The sequence below is a fragment of the Clostridium sp. chh4-2 genome (assembly GCF_002899675.1).
Classification (GTDB): Bacteria; Bacillota; Clostridia; order Lachnospirales; family Lachnospiraceae; genus CHH4-2.
On the sequence record NZ_PKUU01000010.1, the window covers coordinates 15843 to 34825 of the forward strand.

At 44.9% G+C, this 18983-nt stretch carries 18 protein-coding genes; 11 read left to right on the top strand and 7 right to left on the bottom strand.

The window, feature by feature from the left end; translation table 11 throughout:
- The first annotated feature begins 8 nt into the window (after nt 1–8).
- The 11 genes from C0033_RS12130 to C0033_RS12180 all read left to right on the top strand — a co-directional run bounded on the left by C0033_RS12130 (nt 9) and on the right by C0033_RS12180 (nt 13024).
- Nucleotides 9–935, top strand: coding sequence for a sugar ABC transporter permease (locus C0033_RS12130; RefSeq protein WP_103228145.1), 927 nt, complete (start codon nt 9–11; stop codon nt 933–935).
- Nucleotides 935–1792, top strand: a complete 858-nt coding sequence (locus tag C0033_RS12135; protein WP_103228146.1) for a carbohydrate ABC transporter permease — start codon at nt 935–937, stop codon at nt 1790–1792. The genes C0033_RS12130 and C0033_RS12135 overlap by 1 nt, the downstream gene beginning before the upstream one ends.
- A gap of 4 nt (nt 1793–1796) precedes the next feature.
- On the top strand, nt 1797–4793 hold the full coding sequence (locus tag C0033_RS12140) for a glycosyl hydrolase (RefSeq protein ID WP_103228147.1): 2997 nt from the start codon (nt 1797–1799) through the stop codon (nt 4791–4793).
- A 386-nt stretch (nt 4794–5179) separates the two neighbouring features.
- Complete coding sequence (locus tag C0033_RS12145; protein ID WP_347501101.1) at nt 5180–5866, top strand: RNA polymerase sigma factor; 687 nt, start codon at nt 5180–5182, stop codon at nt 5864–5866.
- Nucleotides 5863–6714: a DUF4179 domain-containing protein gene (locus C0033_RS12150; protein WP_103228148.1), complete on the top strand. Its 852-nt coding sequence runs from the start codon at nt 5863–5865 to the stop codon at nt 6712–6714. The genes C0033_RS12145 and C0033_RS12150 overlap by 4 nt, the downstream gene beginning before the upstream one ends.
- A 413-nt stretch (nt 6715–7127) precedes the next feature.
- Nucleotides 7128–8291 carry a pyridoxal phosphate-dependent aminotransferase gene (locus C0033_RS12155; RefSeq protein WP_103228149.1) on the top strand — a complete coding sequence of 388 codons (1164 nt, stop codon included), beginning with the start codon at nt 7128–7130 and terminating at the stop codon, nt 8289–8291.
- A 71-nt stretch (nt 8292–8362) separates the two neighbouring features.
- Nucleotides 8363–9031 (top strand): amino acid ABC transporter permease, encoded by a 669-nt coding sequence (locus C0033_RS12160; protein ID WP_103228150.1) that lies wholly within the window; start codon nt 8363–8365, stop codon nt 9029–9031.
- Between the two features lie 12 nt (nt 9032–9043).
- Complete coding sequence (locus C0033_RS12165) at nt 9044–9787, top strand: amino acid ABC transporter ATP-binding protein (RefSeq protein ID WP_103228151.1); 744 nt, start codon at nt 9044–9046, stop codon at nt 9785–9787.
- Nucleotides 9787–10770 carry a D-isomer specific 2-hydroxyacid dehydrogenase family protein gene (locus C0033_RS12170; RefSeq protein ID WP_180994701.1) on the top strand — a complete coding sequence of 328 codons (984 nt, stop codon included), beginning with the start codon at nt 9787–9789 and terminating at the stop codon, nt 10768–10770. The genes C0033_RS12165 and C0033_RS12170 overlap by 1 nt, the downstream gene beginning before the upstream one ends.
- A gap of 14 nt (nt 10771–10784) precedes the next feature.
- The gene (locus C0033_RS12175; protein ID WP_103228153.1) at nt 10785–12041 is read left to right on the top strand and encodes an amidohydrolase; all 1257 of its coding nucleotides are present in this window, start codon (nt 10785–10787) and stop codon (nt 12039–12041) included.
- 50 nt (nt 12042–12091) lie between these two features.
- The gene (locus tag C0033_RS12180; protein WP_180994702.1) at nt 12092–13024 is read left to right on the top strand and encodes a transporter substrate-binding domain-containing protein; all 933 of its coding nucleotides are present in this window, start codon (nt 12092–12094) and stop codon (nt 13022–13024) included.
- 176 nt (nt 13025–13200) lie between these two features.
- Here the strand turns inward: C0033_RS12180 and C0033_RS12185 are convergent, their stop codons facing one another.
- The 7 genes from C0033_RS12185 to C0033_RS12220 form a co-directional block, all read right to left on the bottom strand.
- Nucleotides 13201–14052 carry an MBL fold metallo-hydrolase gene (locus C0033_RS12185; RefSeq protein WP_103228155.1) on the bottom strand — a complete coding sequence of 284 codons (852 nt, stop codon included), beginning with the start codon at nt 14050–14052 and terminating at the stop codon, nt 13201–13203.
- Between the two features lie 49 nt (nt 14053–14101).
- On the bottom strand, nt 14102–15238 hold the full coding sequence (locus C0033_RS12190; protein ID WP_180994703.1) for an enolase C-terminal domain-like protein: 1137 nt from the start codon (nt 15236–15238) through the stop codon (nt 14102–14104).
- A gap of 105 nt (nt 15239–15343) precedes the next feature.
- Nucleotides 15344–15526, bottom strand: a complete 183-nt coding sequence (locus C0033_RS12195; protein ID WP_180994704.1) for a hypothetical protein — start codon at nt 15524–15526, stop codon at nt 15344–15346.
- A 32-nt stretch (nt 15527–15558) separates the two neighbouring features.
- Nucleotides 15559–17241 carry a recombinase family protein gene (locus C0033_RS12200; RefSeq protein ID WP_006774445.1) on the bottom strand — a complete coding sequence of 561 codons (1683 nt, stop codon included), beginning with the start codon at nt 17239–17241 and terminating at the stop codon, nt 15559–15561.
- 96 nt (nt 17242–17337) lie between these two features.
- Complete coding sequence (locus tag C0033_RS12205) at nt 17338–17592, bottom strand: DUF6870 family protein (RefSeq protein WP_103228158.1); 255 nt, start codon at nt 17590–17592, stop codon at nt 17338–17340.
- A 497-nt stretch (nt 17593–18089) separates the two neighbouring features.
- Nucleotides 18090–18332, bottom strand: coding sequence for a helix-turn-helix domain-containing protein (locus tag C0033_RS12215; protein WP_003431293.1), 243 nt, complete (start codon nt 18330–18332; stop codon nt 18090–18092).
- Nucleotides 18316–18753, bottom strand: coding sequence for a sigma-70 family RNA polymerase sigma factor (locus C0033_RS12220; protein WP_103228159.1), 438 nt, complete (start codon nt 18751–18753; stop codon nt 18316–18318). Before C0033_RS12220 ends, C0033_RS12215 begins: the two co-directional genes overlap by 17 nt.
- Nucleotides 18754–18983: the final 230 nt, after the last annotated feature.

The window sequence follows — 18983 nt, forward strand, 5'->3', positions numbered from 1 at the left end:
TGTAAGGGATGAACGTTAATAAAAAAAACACACGAAAAAAGACGTTTGGCCAGCTTCTAAATCAAGAGGGTGTGGCAGGATATATTCTGATCCTGCCCTTCCTAATCGGTTTTTTTAGCTTTATTGCCTTGCCTATGTTAATGTCATTTGGATTATCTTTTACAAGATATAATGTATTGAAAAGTCCGGAATTCATCGGATTAGAAAATTATATCAAAATGTTTACAAATGATCCAAAATATTTGAAAACGTTTTTTGTAACACTTTATTATGCTGTTTTTTCTGTACCTTTACGTCTGATTATGGCGCTTGGGGTAGCAATGCTTTTGGTAAAAACAACCAAGCTTTCAAAGTTCTATCGGGCGGTCTATTATCTTCCGTCTATTATAGGATCATCGGTAGCGGTAGCAATTCTATGGAAAAGAATGTTTGCCAGTGACGGTGTGGTGAATGCGCTTCTTCAGACAGTTGGAATTCCCTGTGACAAGTCATGGCTGGGAAGCCAGGATACGGCAATTTGGACATTGATTTTATTGGCAGTCTGGCAATTTGGCTCTTCTATGTTAATCTTTTTATCTGGTTTAAAACAGGTTCCTGTCGCTCTTTATGAGTCAGCTACTATGGATGGTGCAAACAGTTTTCATAAGTTTTTTAAAATTACACTTCCAATGATTACACCCACTATTTTCTTTAATCTGATTAACCAGATTATTAATGGTTTTATGGCATTTACACAGAGTTATATTATTACGCAGGGAAAACCCAGAGACTCTACATTATTTTACACAGTCTATATGTATCAGAATTCGTTTACTTTTAATAAGCTGGGTTATGGTTGTGCGATGGCTTGGGCAATGACCATATTTGTGGCAATATTGACTTATATAATTTTTAAAACTCAGAATAAATGGGTATATTATGAATCGGAAAGGTGATGGAGATGAATAATTATAAGGCGAAAAGGAAAGCAGCATCCATTGCATACCATATCTTTACCTTCGGATTTGCTATTGTTATGATTTATCCGGTGATTTGGATGATACTTAGTTCCTTTAAAGGTAGCAATGAAATTATGAGGACAGCCCAGAATCTATTTCCAAGCCAATGGAAGTTTGAGAACTATGCGGTTGGGTGGAAAGGGTTTGCAGGATATAGTTTTAGTTTGTTTTTTAAAAACTCTTTTATTATTGCAGGAACGGCTACAGTTGGTGCAGTGATATCATCAGCACTTATAGGATACGGTTTTGCAAGGTGCAATTTTAAAGGAAAAAGTTTTTGGTTTTCATGTATGCTGCTTTCCATGATGCTTCCTTTTCAGGTTATTATGATACCACAGTACATATTATTTAATAAGATTGGATGGGTAGGAAGCTATCTTCCAATTATTATGCCATATTTTTTAGGACAAGGCTTTTTCATTTTTCTTAATCTGCAATTTATTAAGGGCATTCCAATTGAATTGGATGAGGCGGCTAAAATTGACGGATGCAGTATTTATACGATCTTTACTAAGATTATAATACCTTTGATTAAACCGGCCCTGGTTACAAGCGCAATATTTGCTTTTATGTGGAAGTGGGAAGATTTTTTATCATCTTTGATTTATTTAAGCGATCCGGTAAAGTATCCGGTGGCTTATGCACTAAAACTTTTTTCTGATCCTGCTTCCGGATCTGACTGGGGAGCTATGTTTGCCATGGCAACTTTATCGTTAGTACCGATTTTTGTGATTTTTCTTACCATGCAGAAATATTTAGTGGAAGGCATAGCTTCAACCGGCATTAAGGGGTGAGAATATGGATTTACAGTATGGAATTCAGCCATTCTGGTTTTGGAATGGCGATATGAGAGAAGAGGAAATTGTATGGCAAATCGAGGAAATGCATCGTCAGGGCATTCAAGGTTTTATCATACATCCCCGACAAGGAATGAAAATTCCGTATCTTAGCTCAATTTATTTCGCAAGAGTAGAATTAGCTGTGAGAACGGCCGCCAAACTAAATATGGATGTATGGCTTTATGATGAATACCCTTATCCTAGTGGAGTAACAGGTGGGGATGTAATTCTGGAACATCCTGAGTATCTATGTAAAGAGCTTATTTTATATGATGAACAGTTTGAGGGCGGAAGCCTTATATCAAAGGATCTTTCATGGGGAAAAGTTTTATTTGCCAGAGCGTATGCTGTAACAGATGGAGATACCCTTTGGTCTGATTATATAGACCTAAGTGAAAATATTGGGACAGCTTTCCGACAAGAAATTTTCCAAATCAGTGGTTTGACTGCTTATAATAAAAAACGTTATTTTACTGGAGAACAGGCCAAGCGGCTTATGTGGGAAGTTCCGGAAGGAGATTGGCGCGTTTTAATAGTGACAGAGGCAGTATTAAAAGATTTTAAGTATTTTGGCAATTATGTAGATACAATGAATCCAGACGCAATCGACTTTTATCTTAAAACTACACATGAGGTGTATAAAAAACGGTTTGGGGATCAGTTTGGAAAAACAGTTAAGGGGATTTTTACGGATGAAGTGACGGCATTTCCACCAGAACAGCCATGGTCTCCTTTACTTCCTAAAAAAATTCTGGAGTTATCGGGTATTAATATTATAGAATGGCTTCCTGCCATAATGGGAATTGATATGGGAAAGGGAACCAAAGAAGCCAGATATGCTTACTGGAATGGCGCGGCAGAAGCGTTTATGGAGAGCTATGATAAAAAGGTTTACCATTGGTGCAAGGAAAACGGCCTTATGTTAATTGGAGAAAAGCCGATAATGCGTGCAGCAGAGATGGAGTTTTGTCATATTCCAGGAATGGAAGTGGGGCACCAGAAGGTAGGAAGCAGCCCTAATATTGTACCAGGGAAATATAGAGCCAATGGAAAGTTGGCAGCGTCCTGCGCCCATTTTTATAAGAAGCCATCAGCACTGTGTGAAGCTTTTCATAGTATTGGTTGGGGAATGACACTTCAAGATATGAAGTGGATTCTTGACTGGCTGGTTATTCAAGGAATCGATTTTTATATAGCACATGCATTTTTTTATACGACGGATGGACTAACAAAGCATGATGCGCCACCTTCTTCATTTTATCAGATGCCATGGTGGAATCATATGAATATACTGGCCAAATACGCACAAAGAGCAGGGAAAATGCTTCGTGGATATCAACGTAACATAAAGACATTAATTTTAGATCCCGTGGCATCAATATGGAGTGAAGACAGCAGCAGAAAGGCAGAGATAAAAACTTCTTATGCTAAACTGCAAAGGATACTTTTAGAACACCAGATTGATTATTATATTATTGATCCCAGGCTTTTAGCTCAAGGTGTGGTACAAGAGATGGGAAGAGACGGAGAAGCTGAATTATTTATACAGGAAGAAGGCTTTTTGCAGATTATTATACCGCCAGCTTGTGTTCTGGAAGCAGAGTGCGCAGATAAGTTAAAGGAATTTTCAGAAAAAGGCGGACGTCTTTGCTTTATAGGAGAAGTGCCTGAAACAGATACCAAAGGAAATGCAATATGGACAAGCGAATATTCGTCTTGGGGTAAACATACCGTATTTGTGGTTAATGAAGAGGAAGTACTGGAAGTATCTGCTGGGCTAAAAGATTATTCTATAAGTTCTTCTCATTCGGATACATTAAAGGATTTTATTGCAATAGAATTGGAAAATCATAATCATGAACAAATTTACTTTATGACTAATTTGAGTAATGAAGTCAAATATGTACAATATGAATGCCTGACTGATGATAAGATACATGCAAGGTTTGAATTTTCGCCATTGGAATCGCGAATTATTAATAAAAATGATATTTTAAAAATGTCATCAGAAAAGAAAGAGGCATTGATTTGCGATTTGAATCAGCAATTTCTTCTTTCATGCGGGCATCCAAATGCAATGCGTTTTGGAAGATGGCAGATGCTTGGAGAAGATGGACAAAGCGCAGTAGTAGAATCCATGACTTTAATAGAGCAATTGGAACATGGTGATTTTAATATACCTCTGAGCACAAGCAAAAATTTTGGATGTGTGAAGCAGCTGACTTTTCCACCAGGGAATTACTGTTATCGGACCATATTCCATTGGGACGGCATGCTGCCGGGAAAGGAAGCAGTCTGGCTTCTCATAGAACCGGGAACGATAAGTGGAGAATGGAAGCTCATGCTTAACGGTGTCCAGATTACCGAGGATCAATTTCAGAAGAAAGAAGTCTATAATCGTTCTAATTTATGCGCCATGGTAACAAATTTAATCTATCCGGGAAAAAATTGCATTGAAGTGTTTGTACATACAAAAGAGACTTTTGATGGCGTTCGAAATCCGATTTATCTTATAGGAAACTTTGGAGTCCGCATTGAGGAAAGCAAAGATTCAGCAGATAGTGGTCTGCATACTTGTGAGATGCTGACAGTAGGTGGAATTAAAAATATGAAGGAAATTGGGCTTCCATTTTATGCAGGAACAGTTCATGCAAAAACAATAATTAGCGCAAATGGAACAGAGAGAATTGTTAAAATTAAAGACTCCTGGATGCAGGATGCATTGGAAATGAAATTAAATGGAAAAAGCATTGGGACCTGTGTATATGCTCCTTATGAATACGAGATTCCACAAGGCATATTGAATAAAGGCGAAAATGAACTTGAACTGGTATTGTCTACGACGCTGATAGGATTATTTGAAGGACAGTATTTTGACCGCAGTAAACATGCATATAAAAATTATCAGGGGGAAGATACAGAGATAGAAGACTATGCAGCAATTGTATATACATAACTATAAAGGCCAATGGATATAGAAGCTGATTTTGATAGTCTTCAAAAAACAGTATATTTAACAGAAGAACTTTATCTTATTATTCATAATCGGGTTATATATTTTGTAAAATAATATTTACGAGACTATAGATTTCAGCTTATAATAAAGATAAGTATTTTTAGTATAGTTTTCTTCAGCACTTTTTAGCGGCAATCTGTTTAAATTTGGCTGCCGCCTTTCATAGAAACCTCGGAAACCTTGATTTTCCGAGGTTTTTAATTTATGGTCAGGATAGACTTAGTTGAGTGAGCGAAGCGGTTTTTTATTAAAATGAACCATTTTTCTTTACGCCTCCTCTATATAGTAGGTGCACCTAAAAAGAACATGACAAGAGGAAAGAAGAGATGACGTTGGAAAGCAGCGGAAAGATGACGAACAGCCAGGCACAGTGCCAGCGGGAAAAAGGTTCCCCGCAGGAAATGTATTTCCCGGAGGAAAAGCCTGCACAGAATAAGCCTGAAACTGCCAAGAAAGAAACTGTCTGCCTGGTTGAGCAGATGATCGGTGACAGTCAGGAGGCGTTTGACAGGCTCATAGAAAAATATTATTCCAAAGCGCTCCGTATCGCTTATCTGATTTCCGGAAACCGGTCGGACAGTGAGGATATTGTGCAGGAGACATTTGTGATCTGCTGGGTGAATCGGAAGAAAATCCGTGAACCGGAGTATTTTGAGACATGGCTTTATAAAACGTTGACGCGTGAGGCCTGGCGATACTGTAAAAAGGCCAGGAGGGAAACGAGCGTCGATGAAGTATTTGGAGAGGACGAGGAAAGCCCGGTGGACGTGATGGATGAAGCCATGAAAAACTGGGAGGCGAAAGAAATCTGCAGGGCGGTGAAGGAACTTCCTGTGAAGCAGAGGACGGTTATCGTACTCTATTATTATAATCAAATGTCCACGAAAGAGATCGCCGGTGTGATGAATTGTCTGGAAGGAACGGTTAAATCAAGGCTTTATACAGCCAGAAACAAGTTAAAACAGGTGCTGGAAGCAGAAGTCCGGGCATTTGGAAAGGAGATACCACAATGAAATACTCTGAAAATGATTGGTGCGAGAAAAGGCGGAGTAAAGTGAATCAGAATGAAAGGGAAGCAGGCGGCAGTGAGCAGGCGGATGATTTGAAAATTTGTGATGCTCTGAACCGCGAGGCGGAGAAACTGTTGGTATCTTCCTGGAATGTGAGGAGTATGCAGCAGTCTGTCCATAGTAGAATCCGGGAGGGAAATCGAATGAAACGTTGCAGTATAAAGAAGATTATCGTAGCAGCATGTATTGTGTGTACATTAGGAAGTATTACGGCAGTTGCCGCAGGAGTGATTGCATCGACTTCGAGTCAAAGCAGCAGAAAAGAAGCATTTTATGATTATGCTAAGGTTGATGAAATGGAGCAGAAGCTTGGATATACCGTGAAAGCTCCGGAAAGTTTTACGAATGGCTTTGCTTTTTCCAATGGAGTGCCAAAACATCAAAAAGCATATGATGAGAATGGAAATACATTAAAACAGGCAGAAGGGCTTTCGATTTCCTACACGAAGAGCGGCATGGCTGACATCACTCTCAGCATCCAAGATGCTTCTTTTACAGAGGATACGGAAACGCCGGATCAGGTATTCAATCATAATGGCGTTGCTTTAAAATATACCAAGAGTAATTATCGGTTTGTGCCAGCGAATTACAAAGTTTCCGATGAGGAACAGGCTGCTATGGATGCGGGGCGGCTGTATATTTCTTATGGAGCGGATACAGTTACGGATAACGTGGTAAAGTTAATTTCATGGGAAGATCAGGGGACGGCTTATACGATGCTTTCTTTTGACAGCACATTGAGTGCAGAGGAGTTTGGGGAGATGGCCGGAGAGGTTATCGATGTTCAATAGTTCGTATGTTAGTTGGTGAATAGACTGAATTATGTTTAGAGAAAAGGGAATAGAGATGGACGGAGCTCTTCTATATAGGCGCTCCGTCCATCTCTATTTCCTTTTGCCATTATAAACTTCAAAGCTTTTTTAAATACCAGGCTCAGATAATTGAGCAACAAATTGAACAAGTATGCCGGAAAATTAAGAAAAGAAGGAACTTTATAAAAATATCAACCGAATATTATAGCTTTCATTTTATTTCTTCTGAGAAAATAATAAGAATAAGAGGTTATTGATAAAACGATTGACAATGTACCGCGTTATGCGTATGATACACTCCATAGAAAACATACATAGAAAGCAAACAGACGCAGGGGTCGCCCAAGAGGCAGCCCCTGTTTTTTTGTTTGAGCTAGGAGGAATTCTGTTATATGAAGGAATTAGCGAAAAATGCACGTTCTATACCGCCATCTGGAATCCGACGGATTTTTAATATGGCGGTAGGACAGGAGGATTGTATTCGATTTACGTTAGGAGAGCCGGATTTTCATACATCCGCCCATATTGTGAGAGCCGGGTGCCGGGCGCTTGAAGGGGAGGAGAACCGCTATACGGAGAATGCCGGGCTTTTGGAACTGCGGCGTGCTATTGCGCACCGGGTTCGGAGAAAAAAAGGCATTGATGCGAATCCCAAAACTGAGATTATGGTGACAAACGGCGGAATGGAGGCCCTTTATCTTTCACTGCATACCATACTTAATGAAGGAGACGAGGTAATTGTGGGTTCTCCTCTGTTTTCCAATTACTTAGGAGAGATCATCAGCTGCGGAGGCGTTCCGGTCTGTGTGGAATTGAAGGAAAGCCGGGATTTTGTTATTGATCCGGCTGAGGTGGAGAAGGCGGTCACAGGGAAGACGAAAGCGATTTTGCTGAATTCTCCATCCAATCCTTTGGGAAGCGTAACCGGACCGGACGTATTAAAGCAGATTGCTGAACTGGCTGTAGCCCATGATCTTTATGTGCTTTCCGACGAAGTATATGAGGAGTTTAATTACGATCCTGCGGTGCCGGTGGTCAGTATCGCTACGTTTCCCGGCATGCGGGAGCGCACTGTGGTGATTGACAGCTTTTCCAAGACATATGCTATGACTGGCTGGCGGGTCGGGTATGCGGTGGGGCCGGAGGCAATTATAAGGCTGATGACATTTAACCAGGAAGGCGTTATATCCAGTGTCAGTGCCAGTTCCCAGTATGCGGCTATTGAGGCGCTTAACGGTCCTCAGGATTTTGTTGGAGATATGATTCAGGCATTTAAAGCGAGACGGGATATTCTGGTGGACGGTTTGGAAGGCGTACCGCGGATCAGCTGCCGCATGCCGAGAGGCGCGTTCTATGTATTTGCCAATATAACGGATACGGGGTTGACTTCCGAAGAGTTTGCCGTCCGGCTTTTGGAGGAAAAACATGTGGCAGTGGTGCCCGGTTCCGCTTTTGGTCCGGGCGGGGAGGGCTATATCCGGCTGTCCTATGTGGTCTCGGAGGAAGATATCCGGGAAGGAGTGCGGCGGATGGAGGCATTTACAACCCATCTTTGATTGGATAGCAGCAGGTTGTCAAGCGCTCTTGGCGGCAGAAAAAGGTCTCTGGGGCAAAGGAGGATTTTGTTATGTATGCATTTAGTTTTGAAAAATTTGTGGAGGCATTTCTGCCGATTTTAAGCAAGATGGGGGACACTCTGTTTCTGACGGCAGGCACATTTGTAATTGCCATGATTCTGGCGATGATCCTGGCATTTTTGTCACTGGGCAAAAATCCGGTGATTGGGTTTATGCTAAAAATCTGGATGTCATTTTTTCGGGGTACGCCGGTGCTGGTTCAGCTGTTTTTCTTTGTTTACGGCCTGTTTCCCAATATTCCGGGTATAAAGGGGCTGGGAGCTGAGTGGCACGCAATTATCTGCCTCAGCCTGGCATATTCTTCTTACATGTCGGAAACCATTCGCGGGGCGATTTTATCCGTGGACCGGGGGCAGTTCGAAGGGGGATATTCCATCGGTATGAGCACGGCCCAGACCATGAGGCGGGTGGTGCTGCCTCAAGCTTTCCGCATGGCGGTGCCTCCGCTTTCTAACAATTTCCTGGAAATATTCAAAGGGACTGCATTGGCTTCTATGGTTGGAATCACGGAAATGATGCTGAAGGCAAAGATGATAAGTTCCAAGAACCTGCGCTTTATGGAGACATATCTGGCGGTATTGTTTATCTATTGGGCGCTTAACATTTTATTCACATCTATACAGAAGCTGTTGGAGCAGAGTCTGAACAGACGGGTATAAGGAGGTAAAATTATGCTGAGATTTGAAAAGATCAACAAATATTTTGGAGAAAATGAAGTGCTGCGGTCTGTGGACCTGGAGGTACCTACCGGAAAGGTAGTAGTCATTTTAGGTCCTAGCGGATCAGGAAAGACCACGTTGCTGCGCTGCGCCAATTATCTGGAAGTTCCTACGGCCGGTATGGTATGCCTGGATGATATTTCGGTGGACAGCCGAAGCCACACAAAAAAGGAGATTTATAATCTGCGCCAGCACAGCACCATGGTTTTCCAGAATTATAATCTGTTTAAAAACATGACGGCAAAGCAGAATGTGATGGAAGGTCTGGTCACCGTGCAGAAGAAGAGCAGAAAGGAAGCCGTAGAGGCGGCAGAACACTTCCTGACTGAAGTTGGTCTGGAGGACCGGATGGATTTCTATCCGTCGCAGCTCTCAGGAGGCCAGCAGCAGCGGGTGGGAATCGCCAGGGCGCTGGCTCTAAATCCCAAAGTAATCCTTTTTGACGAGCCAACCGCGGCTTTGGACCCGGAGCTTGTGGGAGATGTGCTGAATGTAATGAAGAAGATAGCGCAGACGGGAATCACCATGCTGGTGGTTACACATGAGATGCAGTTTGCCAGAGAAGTGGCGGATAAAGTGGTGTTCATGGACAATGGCGTTGTGGTGGAGGAAGGGATACCCAGCCAGGTATTCGATTCCCCGGAAACGGAACGGGCCAGACAGTTCCTGAAACGGGTAACAAAAGGAGTTGCATGATGAGGGTGGCGGTTTTTAACTGCAGGGAAGATGAAAAGGAATTTTTCACACAATATGCACCTCAATATGGAGCAGAGGTTGTGGATATTCCTCAGTGCCCCACTGCGGAGAATACAGGACTTACTTATGGATGTGACTGTGTTAATATTACATCCGATGCGCCTGTTACGGCGGAAATGATTGACCGCTATGTGGCGGGCGGCGTGAAATACCTGGTGACACGAACGATTGGCAGGGAGCACATTGATACTGAATATGCTGCCAAGGCGGGTCTGGGAGTGGGATCTATTACTTACAGCCCCGACAGCGTGGCGGATTATACGATCATGCTGATTCTGATGGTGCTGCGGAACGTGAAGACAATTATGAAGCGCAGTGAAGGCGGAGATTTCAGCCTGACGGCCGTGCGGGGGCGTCAGCTGGGGAATCTTACAGTGGGTCTTTTGGGTACCGGAAACATCGGAGCCGTTACGGCAAAGCACCTGAGCGGATTCGGATGCCGGATTTTTGCCCATACGCGTCACCCCTCCCCTGAACTGAAAGGAATCCTGACTTACGTGGACTTTGACACCCTGCTGGCCCAGAGTGATATTTTGTCTCTTCATGTGCCGGCAGACTCGTCCACATTTCACATAGTAGACCGGGAAGCCATTGGGAAAATGAAAGCGGGAGCGGTTCTTATCAATACGGCCAGGGGAACTCTGGTGGATACGGATGCTCTGATTGACGGGCTGGAAAGCGGCAGGATAGGGGGCGCCGGACTGGACGTGGTGGAAAATGACCGGGAGATCTTTTACCGGGACCAGAAACAGAAAATTATCCCCAACCGTCAGATGGCGGTATTAAACGCCATGCCAAACGTAATTCTTCTGCCGCATACAGCCTTTTATACGGATCAGGCAGTTAAGGATATGGTAAAACGCTCCCTGCAGAACTGCTGTGAATATCTGGACACCTGCAAGGAGAAAGAAAAAACTGCTTAACGGGGAGGCAATTAATGGATATTTTAAAAGAAGCAGGCAAGAGGTTTGAATATATGACCGGGGTCAGGAGACATCTTCATGAAAACCCGGAACTGTCAGGCCAGGAGACCAATACCCTGGAATATATACGCGGGGAACTGATGCGTATGGGCATTCCATATACCGATGTGGATAATGGCGGAATACTGGGGTTTATAGAGGGAAAACAGCCCGGAAAAACCGTACTGCTGCGAGCTGATATGGATGCCCTGCCCATAGCAGAAAATCCGCAGAATCTGGCGGGACCCAAGGTGTGCGTGTCTCATGTGCCCGGCGTCTCACACGCCTGCGGCCATGACTGCCATACCGCCATGCTGCTGGCGGAGGCGGATATTTTAAATTCCCATAGGGAAGAGTTTTTCGGGTGTGTCATCCTGTGTTTCGAGCAGGGAGAGGAAGGCACTGGAAATATGAAATATATCCTCCAATACCTCGAAGAAACTAATCCTACCCGGATTGACGGCTGCTATGGCGCCCATGTACGGTGGGATATGGATACCGGGACCATTTCCGCAGAACCGGGGCCGGTGATGGCTGGAGCGTATGGATTTGAAGTGCGCGTCATAGGAGTGGGAGGGCACGGTTCAAGGCCGGATCTGGCCGTCAGTCCCATTGGCTGTTTTCATGCCATATACGGAGCGCTGGAATCCCTGCGTATGCGGGAGGTCAGCCCTTATGCGGGACTTTCCTTTTCCATTGGGAAACTGATCAGCGGAAATGTGATGAATGTGATTCCTGAGGATCTTGTGTTTGCGGGAACAATCCGCACTTTTCAGGTAGAGGAGGCGGGTGAGACATTTATTCGGGAATTCAAACGGATACTGGAGTGTGAGACGGAACTTTACCATTGCCGTTATGAGATCATCCGGCTGAACAAGCCGCTGTATGAAGTCTATAATAACGAAGACTGCAGCCGCATTGCAAAGCGTGCGGTGAAACGCTGTCTGGGAGAAGAGCCGCTAGTCCGTGCTCAGCCCTGGATGGCATCAGAGAGTATGAATATGCTGCTGAAACTGTATCCGGGTGTGCTGGCCTTTGTAGGCATCCGCAATGAGAAGCTGGGCTCAGGGGCCAATCACCATACTCCGGAGTTTGATGTGGATGAGCGTGGATTAATCAGCGGAACCGCGGCGGCAGCGGCATTTGCCATAGAATTTTTGGAAAATAGGGAGCCGGTCCGTTTCAGGCGGGATATTATTTCGCTGGAGGACCTGGTGAACCGCAGTATCTGATAAAGTCCGGACAGTCCGGGTTTTAATATATGAAAAAGGAGAGTGCGATTATGAAAAAAAATGTGAAGAGATGGGCGGCAGCCCTGTGTGCATGTGGAATGGTGCTGGCGCTTTCGGCTTGCGGCAAGGCGGAGGCGGCCGGGGATACGGCGCCTCAGACAACGGCGGAAGCCGGAAAAACCACGGAAGCTGAGAAAACCACTGCTGCGGATTCTTCTGTAGCGGGCGAAGCTGCATCAGAGAGCACCCAGCCGACGGGTGAAAAGCAGAAGATTATCCTTGGCTCTACCGGTGTACTGGCCAAATGGACCCAGACGGCAGAGGGCAGCAAGGAAAACGGCGGTCTGGAAGGATACGACATAGATGTATGGAATGAAATTGCAAAGCGCGGCAACTTTGAATTGGAGTGGAAGGTAGCGGAATTCCAGGCCTTGTTCGGTATGTTGGACAATGGCGATATTACCACCATTGCCAATGAGGTGACAACTAATCCGGAACGGTTGGAAAAATATGATTTTACCGACACATATGCCTATGACGGTTATGTATTTGTGGTAAAAAAGGGAACGGCTCCTGACAGTTTGGATTGGTTTAAGGGCAAGAAAATCTGTGTGGAAGCGGCAACCAATCCCAGACTTGTGCTGGAGGATATGAATGAGGAAAAGGCTATGGGAATGGAGATCGGATATCTGGACACTCAGAGCGTACTGCTTCCGGCCGTGGACAACGGAACCTATGACGGAGCCTTTATGATTAAGACGGCGGCTCAGATCGGAATTGACGATCTGGGAATGGATCTGGAGCAGTTTGACCCACAGTATAAGGTGCTGCCCATCTGTTATCCGCTGACGAAAACAGAGGATAACAAGCAGCTTATGAAAACAATTAACAGCATCATAAAGGACATGAAAGAGGATGGAACCCTTGCAGAACTATCCGTCAAGTGGTTCGGCCAGGATGTGACCCAGGAGCCTGCAAAGTAAGCAGGGGATCACAAGATAGATTTAACACCAGAAGCCCCGGGGCAGCTAACCGGGGCTTCTGGTGTTAAATTATAGTTTTTCCTTCTTCTTTCAATCCATCCTGGTATTTCCCGGGAGATATTCCGCAGTCTTTTTTAAAAACCCGGATAATATAACAATATGTATTTTTAGAGGTTTTAATTCACATTAGGATATTTATCAGGATAATAACTCTTGACGCAGTCTGCCCGGTCGATCAGAATATCATGCCAGGCGTAAGGCGCTATAAATACACGGTAATCGTTTGAATCTTCCGGTATGTTTGGTTCAATATTGCCATGGTTTAGATGGCTTGCTAAGGCGATGTCCACATGGCGGTCTGCCAGTTCATAGCAGTCTTTGATAAAGATATGGGCCAAATCTTCAGAGTAGTTATTGCGGGCCAGCGCTTCCGGCTTCATGGTGGGGGCGCCCAGGCCGCCGTGCATCGCTACATGAAAGGTTTCGCCGGTTTCATCGTCCGTATCATCGAAAAAGAATGCGGTACAGCCCGGCGTATGGCCTGGAACGAGTTTTGTTTCGATACGGAAGCGTCCAAGCTGAATGGGTTCATTATCATTGTAGAATGCATCTACCTGGTAAGGAAGGGTCCGCATTGGTTTGGTATCATCCTTATGGATTTGGTGCTGTTCTTCATCCTCTTTTGATAGATAGACCTTTGCGCCTGTCATCTCTTTTAAGAGTCTGACCCCGTTGGTATGGTCGCCGTGGAAATGTCCCAGCAGAATCATTTTTATATCCTTAGGATTGAATCCCAGGCTCCAGATGGCGTTGATTACCAGATGAAGATATTGTTCCATTCCTGTATCCAGCAATATCAGGCCTTCGCCTGAATCTAACAGATGAACACTGACATCGTCATTGCAGCCGATGCTCCAGACATGGGGAGCCACGCGGAACGGTTTTACCGTATGTTCCCAGATTTTATCAATCTCTTTCAGGGCGCGATTCTCTTTTACCGGCGCGTAAAAAAATCTTTTTTCTTCCATGTTAATTCCTCCTTAAATTAAAGTTCATAATTGGTCAGTATCCTTACAATTAACGGTAAAAATACTGGATTCCGGCCAGACAGCCGTCTTTTTCAAGCTTTTCAAAATTAACCCGTACCGGGATGCCGGGAATATCGGGAAGGTACATTCTGCCGTCCCTGAGATCGCTGTGGACGGAGTAATAATCTTCAACGTAATCCTGGTTCGGTTTATGGAATTCGATCAATTCCCCTTCTTTCATAAGCGTTCCTACCAATACGCCGGGCAGATATCCCTGGCCGCTGGTGATCCGGCATCCCTGGCTGCGGCCGTATTCCATAACTCGGAGAGATTCTGCCAGTGTATAGAGAAATGGTACGGGCTGAAGCACCTTTACGCCTGAACGGATGTAGGATTTGAAGGTATCGAAAGATTTGGCGGATTCGCCCATGGCAATGGGGACTTCGATATTTTCTGCCTTCATCATGTTCGCAAATGTTTTAATTTCCTCCATTTCCTGTGCCTGAATGGGTTCCTCATACCATTCGATTCCATACGGATGGGCGGCCCGTACAAACCGCATGCAGGTTTCGGCGTCCCAGGACTGATTGCCATCCACAGCTATCTTAAAATCATCGCCAAGCGTTTTACGGGCCAGCTCCATTCTGCGCACATCCCGTTCCACATCCCCGATCCCGATCTTAAATTTTGTGCCGCGAAAGCCGGCTTCTTTAATAGACAGCAATTCTTCTGCCAGCTCCTGGTCAGAACGCAGTACAGATCCGCCGCCTTTGTATACATCACACCAGTCTCTTGATGCTCCCAGCATCCGGTGGAGCGGAATTTCATGCTTTTTGGCGATTAAATCATAGATCAGCATTTCCGTCTGATACATGGCGCCGAAAAACTGTGCTCCGGCCCGCTCTTTCCAATAGAAAAGCTTTCTCCATTCCAGATTTGTCCTGGGCGTTTCATCCTGCAGCATCATGGGTATGAATATCTGCCAGACGGCAGGGGAGACAAGACCTTCCCCGCAGTTTCCGTCTTCATCGTAAATCTTCATCCAATTGGGAAATGCCCAGTCGCGGCTGACTTTCCCGGTTCCGTCTTTCCAGACCTTTTCTCTGGGTTTTCTGTTGAAGCTGTATAAAACTGCTTTGTTAATCTTGATCTTGTCGGGAAATGCCAGATCCTCGTTTATTTTCATTGAAATAGTTTGTTCGATTGTACCGTCAATTTTATAAATCATATACAGCGGTTCCTTTCTGATTATTTTTGATGATTACAGCTCTTTTTCAGTTCCGGGTTCATTTTACAGCGGAAACATAAATGGAATCCAGATCATGAATACAATGAGGTAGATCAGCCAGCAGAAAAGGCCGCCGAGCCAGTACTGTTTTGTGTTGTATTTACCGTGTTCATAACCAAGAACCGTTACCGTTGAGGCCATCGGGGTGCACATGGCGCAGTAGAGCCGTTTATTTATGCACAACATTAGCTTTTGTTTTGCGGTGAGTAGAAAGCCCGTCATATCGCCTTGCTCTCAATCACCGTAATGATGTTGTGGTTGTTCTCGATGTAATCAATAATTCGCTGGTACTCGTCGGCAAAATTGAAGTCAACCGTTATTTCCCCGTTCTCATGCACCCAAACCGCTTTGATAAGTTCAACTACAATTCCCCGGTTTAGGCTCTGAATGTTTTTGTATTTCAGAAAGGCGGTTAGATACGGGTCGTCGGCTCCGATACCGTCAGCCATGATTTGCATTTCCTCTTTCAGATAAGAGATATTCGCTTCAAGCTGCTGTATCTGTTCTGCAATCTTGCCTTTCAAGCGACGGTATTCCTCTTTTGTGATTTCGCCGCTTTTCCAATCGAGGTACAAGCTGTCGGAAGCGTCATTGTACTGTTTTAGTTGCTTTTCTGCCTGTTTCAATGAATAGGATAACCGTTTGTTTTCCCTATTGATTACAGGCGCGTTGTTGATACGTTCAATTTCTTCTGCAAGCTGATCTACAAGGGCAATTTGCATTTGCAAAGCTGCCAAAACCGCGTTTTCCAATTTATCCTGCCGGATAGAATGTTTGCTGCAAATCTTTTTGTCTGTGTAGCTGCGGCAAGAATAGTAGGCAATATTGCGGGCGGTTTTTCGCCGCATGGCTTTTTGACAGTCTGCACAACGGACAAAGCCGGACATTAAATAGACTTCCTGTTTGCCCGGTGCCGTTCTTGTATCGCGCTTATGTAGGGCTTGCGCTTTCTCAAATGTTTCTCGGTCAATGATCGCTTCGTGTGTGTTGGGGACGACAAACCATTCATCTTCCGGGACGCTGATCTGCTTGTGTACTTTGTAGCTGATAACGCGGTGTCTGCCCTGTACCATTACGCCCGTATAGATTTCGTTCTGCAATATCCTTGCAATCGTGCTGGCAGACCACAACCCGTCATTTTTGCCGGAATTAGGATTGTTGTACTTCAATCCTTTTTTCTTTTTGTAGGCTTCGGGGTTAGGCTCTCCCATTTGATTAAGCCTTTTGGCAATCCCCATTTTGCTGTACCCCTCATTCACAAACCAATGATAAATGCTTTTCACAACTTCCGCTGCTTCTTCATCTACCAATAGGCTGTTTTTGTCGTTCGGGTCTTTTTTATAACCATAGGTGGCAAATGCACCGATGAACTCGCCGCGCTCCCGTTTCATCTTGAAAGTTTTGCGGATTTCTTCGGAAGTGGTGGCGGCAAACTGTTCATTGAACATTCCCCTTATAGGTACTTCAAGCCCGCTTGCCGAATGGGGGTTAGCGTAGGTATCAATAAATGGCGTGCCTGTGCAAATAAACCTTGCGCCGTTAATCGGTATGAACTCCTCCAAAAACTTCTGCTGGTCGGCAAGGTTGCGGAAACCGCGTGCAAGGGATTTGATAATCATGCAGTTTACTTCTTTACGGACAATGCAGCCCTCAAGCCGTTTGAAGTTTGGTCGCGCTGTGTCTGTGCCTGTCAATCCGTCGTCGGCAAACACGTCTACAATGACAAAAGTACCCGGCTCAAAATAGCTGTCTACAAAGTCGCGGAGTATCTTTTCTTGATTGATAACACTCTCGCTTTCGTCCTCGTTATCGTCCTCTTTGGATAGTCGAATGTATAGCCCGATTTTCCAAAACGGCTCTGCGTAGCTGCGTGCCGTTTTGTCTTTGCGTATGCGGGGCATAATACCTCCTTTCCCCCTATAATTACGGGTCTATTATACCATTTTAGCCCCATAATCACAAGGTCTTTACCCTTTGGGGTAGGGAAAGTAGGCAAGTCATTTCAGACTTAAAAAGTAGTCGCACAATGATTGTTTCAATGTTTTATCCTCTGCCACAAACCGTATTTTTACGGGTGTGTCGCCGCAAAGAAAACAGTAAGGATTTACGATCTGCTCAAAGTAACTTTGCATTTTCTTTGCCGCTGGCAAAGAACTGTCGATATGGATATTCCGAATATCAACCAAAGTGCTACGGTCTACCTGTGTTATATCAACGCTTCTCATTTGTTGAAGCTGTACCTTGTTAATCATCTTCTTTCCCTCCCGGTATAGCGACATAATACAGAATATGCGCTCCGGCTTGTACGATATGAGAAATAAGGCAGAAACGAACGGCTGTCAGCGGCAGCACCGCGGGAGTTTCACCCCTGCTCATTTAAGGCAGCTTTACCCAATGCCTGCGACGCTCTTAACGCTCGGACTATGGCTATAAAGGCGTTTCGTCCCGCCTATATGTCGTCGCCCACAAGCTGCTAAACCTGTTTTGCAGCGCGGTATTTCTCGCTCGGCTTTCCCTGTGTGAAAAGCTGTTCTGGCGTACCCGCTGTTCGGCTCGATATAAGCGGTATGTATTCGTTTGCCTGTTATACTGCGCCGCCGTTATCTTGCGGGCTTTCTTTATCAAGGAACAATAAGGCTTTGTCAGCCTGTAAAAGCATACCGTTTCCGATATGCTTTTACGGAACGACAAACAGCCCATAACGGGAAGCGTGGAAAGGGGTACACGCTCCCCGCATGGGCTTAAAGAGTTAGCCTACATGAAACGCAAGAGTGCGGGTAATAAGGCGCACTTGCAGCCTGTTACGCATTTCTTCGTCCACATAGGAGTAAGTATTGCCCGCGTCGTCTTTCAGCGTTCGGGTACAAAGTTTCGCTATGTAACCCTCGTAATGCTTCAAGATCGCGCACATGGCGTTTGTGTCGCCGTTTGCCGCTGCGGAAATGACAGGGAACGGCAACAGATTTTCAGATTTCCTAACGGTGTTCATCATCTGCTTTTCCCTCCAAATACTGTTTGATCTTCGCAAGCGCGGATTTCCTATGCCGGAAAACTGTCGTGCGTACAACATTCAGCAGTTCGCCAATTTCCGCGTCGCTCATATCCAAGAAGTAGGACAAGAGAACAATATCGCGTTTCCTTTCGGGCAAAGCGTTAAGGGCTTCGGCAAGCAGTTCATTTTTGACGAGTACATCAAAGCCGGACACTTGAAAACGGTAATAATCGCTTTCGTATTCGTCCGTCGTGAAAAGCTGCGCGAGTTCGCTTTCGCTCAAATCCGAAAAAGGTACTTCGCGTGCTGCGCGTTTCGCAAGAGTGCGGCGGTGGCTTTTCGCTTCGCCAACCAAAGTTTTCTTTGCTAATGCGTCGTACTGATGTTGTATTCTTTCCTTGTCGGAAGAAGATAGCTCCATAGAGTTCACCTCCTTCCCGCGTGGAGTAGAGGACGGGAGTTAAGGGCTTGTCCTCTCTGCCCCTTTCGCTCCGTACCCGTTCGGGAGATGGCTCTTGAGTGCGTTTTTCAGAAAAAAGTTGAAAAAAGCAAAATGCGCCCGTCCGCAAGACGCGGACGAGCGCAAAGGAAATGTAAGAAGTATTTAGATGTATTGACAGTTCATACTCATAGCCGGAATATCCCGCTTGC